The sequence below is a fragment of the Nonomuraea sp. NPDC054003 genome (assembly GCF_055585125.1).
On sequence record NZ_JBVJKR010000008.1, the window covers coordinates 116,382 to 132,242 of the forward strand.

The following is a 15,861-nucleotide window of genomic DNA, read 5'->3' on the forward strand; positions in this document are numbered from 1 at the left end:
TGTGATGCTCACGTAAGTACTTGCAATGGTTTGCGCTGACAGTCGTATAGTTTGCGTCATGACGCGACGACTCGCAGAGGTGGCCAAGAAGGTCGGGGTGAGCGAGGCGACCGTGAGCCGCGTGCTCAACGGCAAGCCGGGGGTGTCCGACGCCACCCGGGAGGCGGTGCTCACCGCCCTCGACGTGCTCGGCTACGAGCGCCCCACCCAGCTGCGCGGCGACCGTGCCCGGCTGGTCGGCCTGGTCCTCCCCGAGCTGCAGAACCCGATCTTCCCCGCGTTCGCCGAGGTCGTCGGCGGCGCGCTGGCCCAGCAGGGGTTCACCTCCGTGCTCTGCACCCGCACGGTCGGCGGCGTCTCCGAGGCCGACTACGTCGATCTGCTGCTCCAGCAGCAGGTCAGCGGCGTGGTGTTCGCCGGCGGCCTGTACGCGCAGGCCGACGCCGCGCACGGTCACTACGAGCTGCTGCACGAGCGCAAGCTGCCCACGGTCCTGGTCAACGCCGCCGTCGGCCACCTGGACTTCCCGCAGGTGTCGTGCGACGACGTGGTGGCGGCCGAGATCGCGCTGGGCCACCTGCGGGCCCTCGGCCACGAGCGGATCGGCATGGTGCTCGGCCCCAGGGACCACGTGCCGTCGCGGCGCAAGCTGGAGGCGTTCCAGGCCGGGGGCGGCGACGCGGACCTGGTCGAGCACACCATGTTCTCCCTGGAGGGCGGGCACGCGGCGGCCGCCCGGCTGGTCAGGCGCGGGGTCACCGCCGTCGTGTGCGCCAGCGACCTGCTCGCGCTCGGCACGATCAGGGCCGCCCGCCGCGCCGGGCTGAGCGTGCCGCGCGAGGTGTCGGTGGTCGGCTTCGACGACTCGGCGCTGATGAACTGCACCGAGCCGCCGCTCACGACGGTCCGCCAGCCGATCGACGCGATGGGCCGGGCCGTCGTCGACCTGCTGGTGGCGCAGATCGACAAGGCCGTCGTGCCCGCGGACGAGCTGCTGTTCGAGCCTGAGCTGGTGGTGCGCGCCTCCACGGCGCGAGTCCGTACGTGATGTAGTCGTTATCTTGCAATCTTCAGTCTGAATATTGCGGAGATAAGTCGCTGATCCTATGGTGTGGGCAATTCGCATCAGAAGGGTCAGATCATGAAGAGATCCGCTGGGCTCTTAGTCGCATCCGCGCTCGGACTCGCCGCCTGCGGCTCCGGGCAGCAGGCTCCCCCGGCGGGCGGGGCCGGCCAGGTCACCATCACCGTCGCCTGCCAGCCCGCCAAGTCCGCGCCCAAGGAGCGCCAGGCGTGGGACGACGACGTGGCCGCGTTCATGAAGGCGAACCCCGGCGTCACCGTCAAGAGCACCGACCAGCAACCCTGCTTCGACCCCAAGACGTTCGGCCCCAAGCTCGCCGGCGGCCAGATGGAGACCGTCTTCGTGGTCCCCGTCACCAACTACGACGACGTGATCAGGCAGGGCCAGGCCCTCGACATCACCGCGTACACCAGCGAGATCAAGAACTGGGACGACCTGCGCCAGGACGTGCGCGACCTGGTGACCAAGGACGGCAAGGTCTACGGCGTGCCCAACGTGCACTACGGCGTCGGCCTGGTCTACAACCGCAAGCTGTTCGCCGAGGCCGGCCTCGACCCCGACACGCCGCCCACGACCTGGGCCGAGATCCGCGAGGCCGCCAAGAAGATCGCCGCGCTCGGCCCCGGCCACGTCGGCTACGGCGAGTACTCCGGCGGCAACACCGGCGGCTGGCACTTCACCCAGGCCATCTACGGCCGCGGCGGCAGCATCCTGACGGACGACGGCAAGAAGGCCGCCTTCAACTCGCCCGAAGGCAGGGCCGTCCTGCAGACGCTGCACGACATGCGCTGGGTCGACGACAGCATGGGCACCAAGCTCCTGGTCGGCTGGGAGTCGCTCATGGTGGCGATGGGCAGCGGCAAGGTCGGCATGATGCTCGGCGCCCCCGACGTGGTCACCGACGTGGTCGGCAAGTTCAAGGGCAGCGTCGCCGACTACGGCATCACCGGCTTCCCCGAGGCCAAGGCGTCGCTGAGCGGCGGCGAAGCGTTCATGATCAACCCCAAGGCCACGCCCGAGGAGGCGAAGGCGGGCATGCGGTGGCTCGACTTCCGCTTCAACACCGTCGGCAAGGGCCGCTTCGACTTCGCCCGCGGCAAGGCCATCGGCAACCCGGTCGGCGTCCCGGACAACGCGGTCTACGGCGACTCGCCCACCGGCCAGGCCATCCAGGCCGACCGGGTGAAGAACGCCTCCCTGCCGGTCGAGAACTACGACCCGTACGTCAAGGCCTCCGCCGCCATCCCGCCCAAGGCCGAGCCGGTCCACGCCCAGGAGATCTACGCGATCCTCGACGTGGCCATGTCCGGCGTGCTGTCCGACGAGGACGCCGACATCGACAAGCTGCTCGCCGACGCCGAGACCAAGGTGAACGCCGTGCTGGCGGCCAAGGGCTGATCCATGGCTGTTCTGAGGCGCAACCTGACGGCCTACGGGTTCCTGTGCGCGGCGCTGTTCTGCTTCGCGGTGTTCGCCTGGTATCCGATGATCAGAGAGTTCATCCTGAGCTTCCAGGAGACGAACCTGATCGATCCGCCCACCTGGGTCGGGCTGGACAACTTCGAGTACGCCGTGGGATACCCGGGCTTCACCGAGGCCTGGATCGCCACCCTGCAGTTCACGTTCCTCGCGCTGGTGTGCGGCTTCGCCGTGCCGTTCGTCGTCGCGCTCGTGCTCAACGAGCTGCGCCACGCCCGGGCCTATCTCAGGTTCGTGGTCTACCTGCCGGTCATGCTGCCGCCGATCGTCGCGGTGCTGCTGTTCAGGTGGTTCTTCGATCCCGGGCCCGGGCTGTTCAACCAGCTGCTCGGGCTGGTCAACCTGCCCGGCCTGGCCTGGCTCGACTCCCCGGCCACCGCGCTGATCTCCCTGGTCATCGTCTCGACCTGGATGAACATGGGCAGCGCGACCCTGATCTACCTGGCGGCGCTGCAGAACATCCCGCCGGAGCTGTACGAGGCGGCCGAGTTGGACGGGGCCGGGATCCTCAAGCGGATCAGGCACGTCACGATCCCGCAGACCAGGCTGATCCTGCTGCTCATGCTGATGCTGCAGATCGTGGCCACCATGCAGGTCTTCATCGAGCCGTACATGCTCACCGGCGGCGGGCCCGCGGGCTCGACCGTCACCGTCGCCTACATGATGTTCCAGTTCGCCTTCACGAACCAGAACTACGGCGTGGCCGGCGCGCTCGGCATGATGCTCATGATCGTGCTGCTCGTCTTCGCCGCGTTCCAGCTCCGGCTCACCCGGGAGGACAAGGCATGATCTCCGTCGGCGCCCGGGCCGCCGCCGGCCGCAGGCGGGCGGCCCGCCGCCCGAAACCCATCCACACCGGGCAGTTCCGTACGATCATCTCCCCGCTCCAGCTCAACAGCCGATGGGGACGGCGCGTCTACTGGGCCGTGCTCGTCACGGTCGTGGTGACCTTCACGCTGGCCTTCGTCTTCCCGCTCTACTGGATGATCACCGGCGCCATGAAGACGGGCGAGGAGATCGCCCAGATGCCGCCGACGCTCTTCCCCGCCGACCCCACCCTCGACGCCTACGCCGAGGCGTGGAACCTGTTCGACCTCGGCACGCTGCTGTGGAACACCGCCTACTACTCGCTGGGCGGCTGGATCTTCTGCATGCTCGTGGACGTGTCGGCGGCGTACGCGCTGTCGAGGCTGCGGCCGATGTTCGGCGGGGTGATCCTGGGCGCGATGCTGGCCACGCTGATGATCCCGGCCATGGTCGTGCTGATCCCGCTCTACGTCACTGTCGTCGACCTCGGATTGTTGAACAATCCCTGGGGGTTGTGGTTCCCCGCGGCCGCCAACGGGTTCAACATCTTCCTGCTCAAACGGTTCTTCGACTCGATCCCGCGCGAGCTGATCGAGGCCGCGCGGATCGACGGCGCCGGCGCCTTCCGGGTGCTCTGGTCGGTGGTGCTGCCCGTGTCGCGGCCGATCCTCGGCGTGGTGTCGATCTTCACCATCGTCACCTCGTTCAAGGACTTCGTCTGGCCGCTGCTCGTCATGACCGACAGCGACAAGATGACGCTCAGCGTCGGCCTGTCGCAGACCGCCGGCATGGTCACGCAGAACGCCGTCATGGGCGGCCTGGTCGTCGCGAGCATCCCGACGATCATCGTCTTCTTCGTCTTCCAACGTCACATCATGGCGGGTCTCACCGCCGGATCTATCAAAGGGTGATCATGTCGAAAACGTGGTGGCGGGGGGCCGCGATCTACCAGGTCTACCTGCGCAGCTTCGCCGACGGCAACGGCGACGGCGTCGGCGACCTGGCCGGGCTCCGGTCCCGTCTGCACTACCTGAAGGACCTCGGGGCCGACGCCATCTGGCTCAACCCGTGGTACCCGTCGCCGATGGCCGACGGCGGCTACGACGTGGCCGACTACCGCGGCATCGAGCCGGTGTTCGGCACACTCGCCGAGGCCGAGGCCCTGATCGCCGAGGCGCACGAGCTGGACCTGAAAATCATCATCGACGTGGTGCCGAACCACAGCTCCACGGCCAGCGAATGGTTCCAGCAGGCCCTGGCCGACCCGGCCGCCCGCGACCGGTTCTGGTTCCGCGACGAGCCGGGCGACTGGCAGTCGATCTTCGGGGGTCCCGCCTGGACGCAGGTGCCTGACGGCCAGTGGTACCTCCACCTGTTCGCCCCGGAACAGCCCGACTTCAACTGGGACAACCCCGAGGTGCACCGGGAGTTCGAGGACGTGCTGCGGTTCTGGTTCGACCGCGGCGTCGACGGCGTCCGCATCGACTCGGCCGCCCTGCTCCACAAGTCCGACACCGCGTGGGAGGACCTCGACCCCGTCCACGACGTCTACCGCCACTGGCGGACCATCGCGGACTCGTACGAGGACCGCGTGCTGATCGGCGAGCTGTGGCTGCCCGACCAGGAACGCTTCGCCCGCTACCTGCGGCCCGACGAGCTGCACACCGCCTTCAACTTCGACTTCCTGTCATGCCCCTGGGACCCGGAGGAGCTGCGCCGCGTCATCGACCTCACCCTCACCACGCACGCCACCGTCGGCGCCCCGCCCACCTGGGTCCTGTCCAACCACGACGTGACCCGCCCCGTCACCCGTTACGGCCGCGCCGACACCAGCTTCGCCCACGGCGGCGCCCTCCACGGCACCCCCTCCGACCCCGAACTGGGCTACCGCCGCGCCCGCGCCGCCGCCCTCCTGGCCATGGCCCTGCCCGGCGGCCTCTACGTCTACCAGGGCGAGGAGCTCGGCCTGCCCGAGGTCGAGGACCTGCCCGACGAGCTGCGCCAGGACCCCATGTACGCCCGATCCGGCGGCACGAACCCCGGCCGCGACGGCTGCCGCGTCCCCCTGCCCTGGTCCGGCGACGAGCCGCCGTTCGGCTTCGGCGGGCCGTCGCCGTGGCTGCCGCAGCCGGAGAGCTGGCGCAAGCTCACGGCCGAGGCCCAGCTCGCCGACCTGGACTCCATGCTCAACCTGTACCGCACGGGGCTGCGCCTGCGCCGGGAGTGCTTCGGGGACGGGACCCTCGCCTGGCTCCCGTACGGGGACCGGGTCCTGGCCTTCACCCGCGACTCGGGGGTCACCTGCGTCGCCAACCTCGGCCCGGACCCCGTCCCGCTGCCGGACGGGGCGGTGCTCCTGGCGAGCGGCCGGCTGGAGGACCGCCTCCTGCCTCCGGACACCACCGCCTGGCTGCGCACCCCATGATCGGGGCGGGCTAGCATCGGTGCGGTGAAGCGCCTTCGCCCGATGCCGCCCGCCCAGCTCGACGCCGACGCCCGCGCCCTCTACGACCGCATCAACGCCGGCCCCCGCGGCGCCTCGATGCTCGACGACCAGGGCGCGCTGGTCGGCCCCTTCAACGCCATGCTCCTCAGCCCCGCCCTGGGGGACCCCCTCCAGGAGCTGGGCGCCGCCATCCGCTACCGCTCGTCCATGACGGACCGGTGCCGCGAGCTGGCCATCCTGATCGTCGCCGCCCACTGGTCCAGCACCTTCGAGCTCCAGGTCCACGAGAAGATCGCCACCGGCCTGGGCTTCACCGAGGCCCAGCTCGCCGCTGTCCGTACGGGAGAGCCGCTTGCTCTGGAGGACCCGGAGGAGGCCGCCGTCCTCCGCGTCACCCGCGCCCTCGTGACGAACGGGGACCTGGGCGACGAGGAGTACACCCTCCTACCGGCGCCGGCCCTCTTCGAGCTGACCACGCTGACCGGCTACTACGCCACGCTGGCCCTCCAACTCCGCGTCTTCCGCGTCTGACCGCCTTTAATCGTCGAGTTGGGAGACCTCGACCACCCGCAGGTGCCCGCCCAGCTCCTTGACTGTGGCGTTCCAGCGTGCGGCGTCCACGGTCAGCACCGGGCAGCCCCGAAGGACTGCCTGAAGCGCCGTCTGCACGTCCCACAGCTCGTCCGGCGCGTCCGCCTCGATCCGCATCCGGGCCAGGTCGGCGGTGTCGTCGAAGGTGGTGAGCCCGGCGAAGTGCGCTGCTTTCAGCCGGCCGACCCCTCGCATGACAGCGAGCTGATCATTCGTAGCGGCTGTCTCCACGGTGGCGCCGGTGATGGCCAGCGCGGGGATGACGATGGTGATGTCGGCGGCGTCGAGCTCCTGGAGCAGGGCGATCACGTCGTTGTCCCCACGGCCGACCTCGGCCAGGAGAGGGGCGTCGAGTACGTAGCCGTCAGCGGGCATCGAGGATTTCCCGCGCCTTCCGCGCCCGTCGCTGGGCCCGCTCGACGGTGGCCGCATCTCGCTGGGCCCGCTCGACGGCGTCCATCCAGGCGATGTCGGCCTGGCGTTCGGTCTCCATGCGGTGCAGGGCGGCCTCGTTGAAGTAGGCGGACACGGACCGGGCGCGTCCAGCCTCGACCTGGCTCTGCACGTAGGCGTGAACGGCCTCGTCGACAGTGATGGTGATCGGCTTGGTGCTCATATGTTCATCATATGATTGGGGCTGTCTCATGTCCTCTTCCAGGCTGCGGTCGGGAATCCAGGCTGGTCGGACGGTCGTCGAGCCTTCGAAGGGTGACTCGCTCAGTCTGCCCGGAGCCGGATATATCCCTTTGAGTAATCAACTCATAGCTTAGCGTGACCATTGCTCTAAGGATCGCGACCGGAGGACGAGTCAGTATGGGGCTTCCTTGGTGTCGATCAGAGATGAGTCGTGCAACGGCGAGGTCCTCGCGGGGGACGCGCTCCGCGCGCGCCTGCTCGGGCTGTGCTCAGCGGGGGGCCCAGCTCCCCGCACCCCTGGCCGGGGCCTTCCGGCCCCGGACCCCGGCATGGGCCGGCTTCTGCGCACATTCGAACTGAGGCACCAGGAGGATTGCATCCCGAGTGGAGCTGTGCCGTCTTTTGGACTCGCTCGTAAAACGCGCGATCGCTGCACCCCGTTCATTCAGCCGTCAGATATCGGGGAATGAGGCGCGCCGGCGTCGGACATCATCGCGGTAGATCACGCGGAGAGTCTGTCTGGCTGCACGATTTCGACTAAATGTCCAACCACGAGCGAACCGCTGCGGCGAAAACGGGAGCTCCGCAGTTCTCCAGCGAGCCCAGTATGTCTTCAACAGCCATCGAACGATGAGGCGGTCTGCCGGTCGCCGCGGCCTGTTCCCGCAATACCTGCAGAATGGCAGCCGGAGCCAGTTCCAGTTCGTACAGCAGGAACGTGTCCGGGTGCTGTACCTCGACGTCCCAGGATTTGCAGGTGGCGCTCGGGAAATCGCGGAGATTGAACGTGACGATCACGTCAGCCTGCCCGCGAACCGCGGCAGCGAGAACATGCCGGTCCTTGACGTGGTTACCCATCGAGTCCTCTAGCGGCTCCCACCCTTCGACCATTGCTTCGGAGAAGGCTGCCCGCACAAAGCCAAAAGTGCGATCAACGCTTGATTCGGGAAGCCCATTTCGTATCAAAGCTCCCCGAACCTCCGCCAGTATCCGTTCGCTCCATAGGGGCTGGTAGACGCCGGCCTCTGCGACTCTCAAAAGCGTGTCACGCAGGGCGTTCGGGTACAGCACGCATGCGTCCAATATGGCGGAGAATGGCACCAGGCCAGGATAAGACTCTCAGAATTCGTTCGCAGGCTTGTCGTACATACCCGTGCCTACGGATTCCGAGGTCAGCTGATCCAGAAGGCGCCGCCGCTCGGTGCGCCTCTTCTCCTTGTAGGCCAGAACATCCTGCAGCTTCACCCTCCGATGAGCGCCAGGGCGATCGGTGGCCCGCTGGTAGGGGATCTCGTCGCTCTCAAGCAGCTTGACGAGAGTAGGCCGGGACACTCCCAGCAGTTCGGCGGCTTCATAGGTGGACATGGTCATGTGCTGCGGTGCGACCGTAACGGCCAGGCCTTGAGATAGAGCCTCTGCCACTTGGAGCAGCGCCTCGTAGACGGGCAATGGCAAGGGCAGCCGGGGTGATCCGTCAGGGCCTGTCAGGACGGCGGGGGAGTCCGCGACCGCTCGCCCTCGCCTGTGCAGCTCCGCGACTAGATCGACTATGGCTGCCTGGGCCTGAGGGTCCTCTTCTGGGAGGAATGTCCGGGCATCCACGGCGGCCAACGATGTCCTGCCCATAAGAGCCCCCCTGTCGCCGCACATCTGGTACCTGGACTGTACCTCAAAACGAAACTAGTGAAAGCTCTCTTGGTTCATGGGCTCAGCACGCCTGCGTAAAGACCTGAAACGTCATCAAAGGAGTGAGTTCGGCGAAGCGCGTGCCTTGCGGCCGTTCCGCCTGGTGGCGTCCGAGGCATAACCATGAGCACCTACACCTCGGTGAGCAGGTAGAGCAGTGCGTTCATGCTTGTCCCGCTCACGATGTCGCGCTTGTCGATCAGCCGCCGGATCTCCGAGAGCGGCACCCACTCGATGCGCTCGGCCTCCCACGGCTCGGTGGGCGGGCCGATGTGCCGGGCGGTGTCGGCACGGAAGATGTGGTGCTCGGAGTCGGAGATGCCGCTCGTCGGCTGGGTGTAGAGCAGCGGGCGCAGCGGGCCGGGACGCCAGCCGGTCTCTTCCTCGACCTCGCGGGCGGCGGCCGCGATCGGCTCCTCGCCCTCGTCGACCTTGCCGATCGGGATCTCCCAGCCCCACGTGTCGGTGATGAACCGGTGCCGCCAGATCAGCAGCACCCGGCCCCGCCCGTCGGTGACGACCGCACCGGCCCCGGGCGCCGTACGGATGAGCCGGTGATCGAGGTGTCTGCCGTCCGGCAACTCCACATCGGCCACCCGGACGTCGATCCAGCGGTCAGAGTAGAGCGGTTCTTCCGAGTGGACCTGCCAGCGCATGCGGCTGCTCCCAGCGTGGACGGCTGCGTCGGCACCACGCTACAAGGAACCCTGGTCACCTCAACGCGTTGATCACCGTAGCTGCCATCAGCCGCACTTGCCGGCGAGCCAGGCGCGGTATTCCCTCGGGTAGTTGGTCATCACGCTCTTCGGGGCCTGGTTCAGCACCTGCTGCCATCGGCTCGCGTTGCCGCTCCACGCGGGCGGCGGCTCCTCCCAGCCCACGCCGTCGGTCCAGCGGGCCTCGGAGCCCTTGAGCAGGCCGGGGTGGCGTCTGGCCAGTTCGGCCTGGATCCAGGAGTCCTGCGAGTAGACGAGGATGCGCTGCGCGGCCTGGCGTTCGGTGATCGGGTCGGAGATCTCCTTCCAGGCCGCCGTCGCGTACGTGGGGTCGGACAGCGCGCCCCGGGCCTCGGGCTTGACTTCCAGCAGCGCTACCAGGCCGCGTGAGCGCACGTGGTCGAGCCACTGCCGCAGCGTGTAGACCTGCTCTCCCTGGTACGGGCCGCGCGCGACGCGCCGGTCGCGCAGGTTGTCGCTGCCGGCCGTCCACCAGAGGGCGGTGATGTTCTTCCTGGTGCCCGTCAGGCCGTTCGTGGTGGTGTTGTGCCACATGACGGCCTTGGTGCCGTGCCTGGTGAGCTGGACGTCGCCTTCCACCCCGTCGGCGCCCCAAGCTTTCTGGTCGTCCAGGGCGCGGACGTTGTTGGGCTGGCGGATCTTGTCCCGGTCCCACGGGTTGGAGCCGGAGGGGTAGCCGCCGTGTCCGAAGACCTGCGGGCAGGCGACCACGCGAGCCGCATCCGTACGGGCGTGCGCCGAGGGCGGGACGGCCGCCCAGGTGATCGCGGCCAGTGATGCGGCGATGGCCGCGTTCGTCCTGATCGTCATAAGGGTCCGACTCCGTACGTGATCGAGGGGGTGATCCGCAGGCGCAGCGTACGTGCCGGGTACCACGTGATCAAGAGGGCGTCGGCACGGCTCCGTCAGGTTGCCTCGCCCACCGATAGACGTGAGAATCACTGACCCATGGCTGTCTTAAGGATCACAGGCACCGTCGCGATACTCTGCCTTGCGCTCTCGTCAGGCTGCGGATTGCTGCCCGGAACACCGAACACGTCCGAAGGCCCGCACCGGGTGCCGGTCGAGTCACCGGCCCGGCCCGGGCGACGACGGCGCCGGTGTGCCGGAGGCCCTCTCGCATCACTGGGTCGGCCTCGACCCGGTCTGGACGGTCGAGCAGATCGACAAGACGCCCCAGCACTACGGCCTGGTCTCCGACGGCGTCCGCTTCGTAGCGATGCGCAAGGAGATCAAGGGCGGTGCGCGCGGCGAGCTGACCGGCTACGACGGCGCGACCGGCAAGCGGCTGTGGCAGCGGGAGCTGGCCTGGAGCGGGTCGAGCGCGCCGGTCGCCGAGGACGAGACGATGGTGGTCGCCCTCGGCGACGAGGTGGACAACAGGATCGAGGTGCCCGCGGAGTTCGTGGCGCTCGACACCACCACCGGCGAGGAGCGGTGGCGTGCCAAGGTGCGGCAGCGCGCGTTCATGACCTCCCACCTCTTCCTGCCTGCGCCCGCGCAGGGCGCCATCCTGGACGGCGTCTTCTACTACGCCGACGGGGCCAAGCTGTACGGGCGTGACCTCGTCACCGGCAAGGTGCGGCACCAGCGCACCAGCAAGACGCACCTCGCCGTGGCGGGGCCCGTGGCCGCCGGGGATCGGCTGGTGATCCTGGTCCGGCCGGACCCGTTCAGGCATCAGGAGAACCTCGACGGCAACGTCCGCAGCGCGGCCGTGCTCAGCAAGACACTCACCCCTGTGCACCAGCTCGACCTCCCGAAGGGAACCGAGGCCACTCAGGTGACCTCCGGCGGCGACATCGCCGTCGTCAGCGAGGGCGGCGGTACAAACCGGCACATGTGGGGCATCGACGCCCATACGGGCAAACTGCTGTGGAACCAGCCGCTCGGGAAATCCCAGTTCGTCGGCCCGCCGGTGGGGAACGTCCTGCCCCTCGTGGACTCCTCGCGCAACCACGAGCAGCAGTTCGTCGGCCACGACCTCCTCACCGGCCGGAAGCTGTGGAAGCTCGCGCCCCGCCAGGCCGAGAACCGCGTGGACAGGAGCCGGGCGATGGGCGTGGCCGACGGCACGCTGTTCGGCCTCGGCCACGGCGTCGAGATCGTCGATCCGTCGACCGGGAAGATCACGTTCGCCGCCCAGTTCACCCCGCGCGGCGGCGGCCTGGTCACCGCCGCAGGGGGGCGCATCGTGATCTACAACCACGACGGGCTCATGGGCTTCGACTGACACTTCCGGGACGATTCGACGGATCGCTAAGGGAATGAACGGCGGCGGCGGAGGAGCAGGCCGCCCGCGCCGGCGGCCAGGACGAGAGCCGACCCGGCCAGGACGAACATCCGCCCGTCGGGGCCCGCGTCTCCGCCGGCCCCGGTGGCGACCCCTTCACGGGGGGTGATCGACCTCCGGGGTTCCTCGGAGTCGTCCTCGGTGGGGGTCACGGTGACGACGGCCGTCTTGGTCGGGGTGGCGGAGGCGGAGGGCGAGGCGGAGCCGTCGCCGATGGTCAGGGTGTAGGTCTTGAGCGAACCAGGGCTGGTCGGCTCGCACTCGATGAGGGGCTCCGTCGGCCGCGGCCCGAAGTTGACGGAGGCGGGTTTCACGGTCGCGGTGCCCGCCCGCCCCGAGGTCGTCTTCATGTCCACCGAGGCCGGCAGCGCGATCGGCTGACCGACGGCGACGCCGCTCAGCTCGCCGACGCCGGTGGCCGAGGTGAGCCCGGTCAGGCCGGAGATCGACGCGTACGCGTACATCTTGAGCCCCGTCGTCGGCAGCCCGTTGGGCGCTTCCAGCTCGGCGCCGCTCTCGTACGTGCCCTTCCAGCCGATCGTGAACTGCTCGCCGACCTTGGGGTTGGCGGCCGGCAGCGTCAGGGCGGTCCTGATGCGGACGGTCTGGGGCGCGCCGGAGGTGGGGGTGCAGGTGTAGTCGACCACGTCACCGGTGCCGCCGCCTCCGTTCTGGCCGACCGTGACGGTCACGCTCTCGGTGCCGGTGGTGGTGCACGTCGTCACGTCGGTGGGGGTGACGGCCAGGGCGAGCTTGAGGCTGCCGGTCTCGGTGGAGGGCTTGATCGTCACCTGGCCGCCGGTGGCGGCGGTGATCTGTACGGTGCTCGTCACCTGGCCGGCGGGCACCGCGGTGGTGCCGGGCGTGACGCTCGCGCCGGTCTTCGACAGGTCGGCGTGGGTGCCGCCGGTGACCGCGAGCTTGCCGTTGACCTGGACCTGGGTGGTGGCGGTCGGCGCGGTGCGCAGGGTCAGCGCGGGGATGGCCCACTTCGCCTCGAACGAGCCGCTCGCGGTGTCCGGCACGGCGATCGGCACGCTCAGCGTGGTGTTGCTGAAGGGGCCTCCGGAGCAGGTGTACGCCACCGTCAAGGTCTTGTCGGCCGCCTGCGCGGGTGCGGCGGCGGACAGGAGCACCAGGCCGATGGCCGATGCCACCACGGCGAGCTTCGGCACGATCCGTCTCCCTGTCGATGGGATGAAAGGACCGCACCACGATGGCATCCTTTGGTCACATCTGTATCGAGATCAGCATCCTTCGGCAAATAATCGCTTGCCTGGGCCTCCTAGCCTGGAATTCATGAGACCTCTCACCGAACCCCAGATTCGCACCTCGTTCGTCAACTGCACCAAGGGTGAGGCGTCCCGTCTGCACGTGCCGCGTGACCTGCCCGGCCAGCCCTGGGACGACCTGGACTTCCTCGGCTGGCGCGACCCGAAGGCCCCCGACCGCGCCTACCTGGTGGCCGAGCGCGACGGCGGCCCGGTCGGCGTCGCGCTCCGCCTCGTCACCGCCCGCCACGGCCACCAGCGCCGCAGCATGTGCTCGCTCTGCCTCACCACCCACACCGGCAGCGGCGTCGCCCTCGTCTCCGCCCGCAGGCGCCGCGGCGAGGCCGACTCGGTGGGCGCCTACGTCTGTGCCGACCTCGCGTGCCCGCTGTACGTGCGAGGCAGGCGCAAGCCGGAGTTCGGCGAGCGCCTGGAGGAGTCGCTGACCCTGGACGAGCAGGTCGACCGCATGACGGCCAACCTGCATGCCTTCCTGGACCGCGTGGCCTGATCAGGTGCGGTTCTTGCAGGTGTCGCGCACCTTGTAGAAGTACGACAGGTACTCGGTGTGCACGTCCCGCCCGGAGATCCTGATCTGGGCGTCGTCCGCGTTCTCCAGGTGGGTGAAGTTGGCGCTGCCGGTGTAGACGCGGGGCGTGATGTCGTCGTCGTAGAAGCCGTCGGTCATCATCAGCTTCAGGTGCGGCACGACCGAGCGGCCGCCGGCGGTGAAGCGGCAGGGGGTCACCTGGATGCGGCGGCCGTTGACGGTCTTGGCCAGCTCGGCGCGGATGGTGGCGTCGGCGTTGCCGGTGCCGTCGGCGCTCTTGTAGTAGACCAGGTCCACCCAGCAGTTCTCGCCCCGCAGCCGGACCAGCTCCTGGGCGATGGCCAGCCGGTGCTGGTTGAAGTGGGTCAGCACGAGCCTGATGTCGGTCTGGCGGTAGACCCCGTCGGTGTCCTGGTAGCGGCACTCGACGAGCTTGAGGATGTTGGCGATGGGGTCGCCGCTCGACCTGGCGCGCGGGAAGAACGTGGCCCGGTACTTCGAGCCGGTCGGGGTGGTCCAGTAGTAGGCGGGGTTGGGTGCCTGTCGGCGGCCCAGCCGCAGGTCGTCGAAGTACTTGTAGTAACCGTTGTAGACGGCGGCGTCGGTCAGGGTGAACGCGTCGTTGTAGGAGTTGTACAGATACCAGTCGGACAGGTTGGACGAGGTCTGGAAGACGACGTTCCCGTGCGTGGTCCCGTTCACCTCGATGCCGGAGAACAGCGCGAACTTGCTGTGCAGGTAGTCGCGGCCGATGCAGCCGCGGTCGACCGCCGACGGGTTGGGATACTCGCAGCCGATCACGTACGAGCCGGCGCTCTCGTTCGCGCCGAGCACGGCCTTGAGGCGGGCGGTGATCTCGTCGTTGGCCCCGTTCTCCATGTCGTCGAGGATGACTTTGACGCGGACGCCGCGCTGGTGCGCCTGGATGAGCGCGTCGGCCACCTCGGTGGAGCGCTGGCCGGGGGAGAACTGGTGGTTGACGAACCTGATCTCGCTGCCCGTCCTGGCGGCCCTGATCAGCCGGATGAGCTGGTCCATCACGGCCGACTGCTGGGCGCTGGGCGTGCCGGGCACGCCGGAGTCGGCGACCGGGTCGTTGAACACGGGCGCGTTCAGCACCGGCGGGCCGGTGACGTCGGCGGACGCGCTGCCGGCGGGTAACAGGGCCGCGGCCAGGCATAAGGCCACGAGCGTGGCGATTTTCTTCATGAAGAGCGCCTTTCTGCGTGACAGTTTTCGCTGCTCGACTGTCATACGCGGAAAGATCGCCTGTCAAGGGCCCTTGTCAGGTGGACTCGCGGATCACCAGCTCCGTCGGGAGGACGACCGGCTCAGCCGGGAGGCCCTCGAACAGGTCCAGCAGCAGCCGCACCATCGCCGCCGTCTGCTCGATGACCGGGTGGCGGATCGTGGTCAGCGGCGGCTCGGTGTACTTGGCCGCCTCGATGTCGTCGAAGCCCACCAGCGCCACGTCGTCGGGCACCCGCCGGCCCGCCTGCCGCAGCGACTGCAGGGCGCCCACCGCCATCAGGTCGTTGGCCACGAACACCGCGTCGAGCTGCGGGTCGTCGCCGAGGAGCTGCCGCATGGCGACCGCGCCGGACTCGCGGGTGAAGTCGCCCACGGCGACGATCGAGCGGCGGTCGGAGTCGCGCAGCACGTTGCGGTAGCCGGTGAGCCTGTCCTGCCCGCCGATCATGTCCTGCGGCCCCGCGATGGTGGCGATGCGCCTGCGCCCCTGCTCCACCAGATGGCGCACCGCGGTCTCGGCCCCGCCCACGTTGTCGTTGTCGGCGTACGGGATGTCGACCGGGACGGCGGGCCGGCCGTACGAGACGACCGGGACGCGCAGCCGGGACAGCGCGCTCGGCAGCGGGTCGGCGCCGTGCATGGAGATGAGCATGACCCCGTCGACGTGCCCGCCCGCGATGTAACGCTCCACCCGGGCGTGGCTCTTGGCCGACGAGGCCAGCATGAGCACGACCTGCTTGTTGACCGTCTCCAGCTCCAGGCTGGCCGAGCGGATCACCGTGGAGAACAGCGGGTCCTCCGAGAACACCCTGGTCGGCGGCTCGGAGACGACCAGGGCGATCGAGTCGGTGCGCTGGGTGACCAGGCTGCGCGCCGCCGAGTTGGGCACGTAGCCGAGCTCGTCGATGGCGCGCAGCACGGCGTCGCGGATCTGCGGGGCCACCGTCGTCTGGCCGTTGACGACACGGGACGCGGTGGCCCGCGAGACGCCCGCGCGGGCCGCGACCGCTTCCAGGGTGGGACGTCTCAT

General features: G+C 68.9%; 17 protein-coding genes. 8 read left to right on the forward strand and 9 right to left on the reverse strand.

Annotated features, from left to right (window positions below):
- The first annotated feature begins 58 nt into the window (after window positions 1–58).
- From ACZ6YG_RS22025 to ACZ6YG_RS22050, 6 genes are all read left to right on the forward strand, one after another.
- Window positions 59–1,048, forward strand: a complete 990-nt coding sequence (locus tag ACZ6YG_RS22025) for a LacI family DNA-binding transcriptional regulator (protein WP_219545634.1) — start codon at window positions 59–61, stop codon at window positions 1,046–1,048.
- 93 nt (window positions 1,049–1,141) lie between these two features.
- Window positions 1,142–2,482, forward strand: a complete 1,341-nt coding sequence (locus ACZ6YG_RS22030; RefSeq protein WP_466019071.1) for an ABC transporter substrate-binding protein — start codon at window positions 1,142–1,144, stop codon at window positions 2,480–2,482.
- 3 nt (window positions 2,483–2,485) lie between these two features.
- Window positions 2,486–3,352, forward strand: a complete 867-nt coding sequence (locus tag ACZ6YG_RS22035; RefSeq protein ID WP_219545636.1) for a carbohydrate ABC transporter permease — start codon at window positions 2,486–2,488, stop codon at window positions 3,350–3,352.
- Window positions 3,349–4,281, forward strand: coding sequence for a carbohydrate ABC transporter permease (locus ACZ6YG_RS22040; RefSeq protein WP_364226224.1), 933 nt, complete (start codon window positions 3,349–3,351; stop codon window positions 4,279–4,281). Before ACZ6YG_RS22035 ends, ACZ6YG_RS22040 begins: the two co-directional genes overlap by 4 nt.
- A 2-nt stretch (window positions 4,282–4,283) precedes the next feature.
- Window positions 4,284–5,795: a glycoside hydrolase family 13 protein gene (locus tag ACZ6YG_RS22045; protein WP_466019072.1), complete on the forward strand. Its 1,512-nt coding sequence runs from the start codon at window positions 4,284–4,286 to the stop codon at window positions 5,793–5,795.
- Between the two features lie 24 nt (window positions 5,796–5,819).
- A complete protein-coding gene (locus tag ACZ6YG_RS22050) occupies window positions 5,820–6,347 on the forward strand; it encodes a carboxymuconolactone decarboxylase family protein (protein ID WP_466019073.1) in 528 nt (175 codons plus the stop codon).
- 6 nt (window positions 6,348–6,353) lie between these two features.
- On the opposite strand, the gene ACZ6YG_RS22055 is transcribed toward ACZ6YG_RS22050, so the two are convergent.
- The 6 genes from ACZ6YG_RS22055 to ACZ6YG_RS22080 all read right to left on the reverse strand — a co-directional run bounded on the left by ACZ6YG_RS22055 (window position 6,354) and on the right by ACZ6YG_RS22080 (window position 10,276).
- Window positions 6,354–6,782 (reverse strand): hypothetical protein, encoded by a 429-nt coding sequence (locus ACZ6YG_RS22055; RefSeq protein WP_466019074.1) that lies wholly within the window; start codon window positions 6,780–6,782, stop codon window positions 6,354–6,356.
- A complete protein-coding gene (locus ACZ6YG_RS22060; RefSeq protein WP_466019075.1) occupies window positions 6,772–7,023 on the reverse strand; it encodes a hypothetical protein in 252 nt (83 codons plus the stop codon). The genes ACZ6YG_RS22055 and ACZ6YG_RS22060 overlap by 11 nt, the downstream gene beginning before the upstream one ends.
- A 557-nt stretch (window positions 7,024–7,580) precedes the next feature.
- Window positions 7,581–8,144, reverse strand: coding sequence for a PIN domain-containing protein (locus ACZ6YG_RS22065; RefSeq protein WP_466019076.1), 564 nt, complete (start codon window positions 8,142–8,144; stop codon window positions 7,581–7,583).
- Between the two features lie 18 nt (window positions 8,145–8,162).
- Complete coding sequence (locus ACZ6YG_RS22070; RefSeq protein WP_466019077.1) at window positions 8,163–8,414, reverse strand: excisionase family DNA-binding protein; 252 nt, start codon at window positions 8,412–8,414, stop codon at window positions 8,163–8,165.
- Between the two features lie 446 nt (window positions 8,415–8,860).
- Window positions 8,861–9,385: an NUDIX hydrolase gene (locus tag ACZ6YG_RS22075; RefSeq protein ID WP_364226239.1), complete on the reverse strand. Its 525-nt coding sequence runs from the start codon at window positions 9,383–9,385 to the stop codon at window positions 8,861–8,863.
- Between the two features lie 87 nt (window positions 9,386–9,472).
- Window positions 9,473–10,276: a glycerophosphodiester phosphodiesterase family protein gene (locus ACZ6YG_RS22080; RefSeq protein ID WP_466019078.1), complete on the reverse strand. Its 804-nt coding sequence runs from the start codon at window positions 10,274–10,276 to the stop codon at window positions 9,473–9,475.
- Between the two features lie 292 nt (window positions 10,277–10,568).
- Between ACZ6YG_RS22080 and ACZ6YG_RS22085 the strand changes: the two genes are divergently transcribed.
- Window positions 10,569–11,699: an outer membrane protein assembly factor BamB family protein gene (locus ACZ6YG_RS22085; protein WP_466019079.1), complete on the forward strand. Its 1,131-nt coding sequence runs from the start codon at window positions 10,569–10,571 to the stop codon at window positions 11,697–11,699.
- Between the two features lie 26 nt (window positions 11,700–11,725).
- On the opposite strand, the gene ACZ6YG_RS22090 is transcribed toward ACZ6YG_RS22085, so the two are convergent.
- Window positions 11,726–12,934, reverse strand: coding sequence for a hypothetical protein (locus ACZ6YG_RS22090; protein WP_466019080.1), 1,209 nt, complete (start codon window positions 12,932–12,934; stop codon window positions 11,726–11,728).
- 124 nt (window positions 12,935–13,058) lie between these two features.
- Here ACZ6YG_RS22090 and ACZ6YG_RS22095 point away from each other — a divergent pair, with 124 nt between their 5' ends.
- The gene (locus ACZ6YG_RS22095; protein WP_148033979.1) at window positions 13,059–13,541 is read left to right on the forward strand and encodes an FBP domain-containing protein; all 483 of its coding nucleotides are present in this window, start codon (window positions 13,059–13,061) and stop codon (window positions 13,539–13,541) included.
- Here the strand turns inward: ACZ6YG_RS22095 and ACZ6YG_RS22100 are convergent, their stop codons facing one another.
- Window positions 13,542–14,789 carry a phospholipase D-like domain-containing protein gene (locus ACZ6YG_RS22100; protein ID WP_466019081.1) on the reverse strand — a complete coding sequence of 416 codons (1,248 nt, stop codon included), beginning with the start codon at window positions 14,787–14,789 and terminating at the stop codon, window positions 13,542–13,544. It abuts the gene before it with no gap.
- 76 nt (window positions 14,790–14,865) lie between these two features.
- Complete coding sequence (locus ACZ6YG_RS22105; protein WP_148033977.1) at window positions 14,866–15,861, reverse strand: LacI family DNA-binding transcriptional regulator; 996 nt, start codon at window positions 15,859–15,861, stop codon at window positions 14,866–14,868.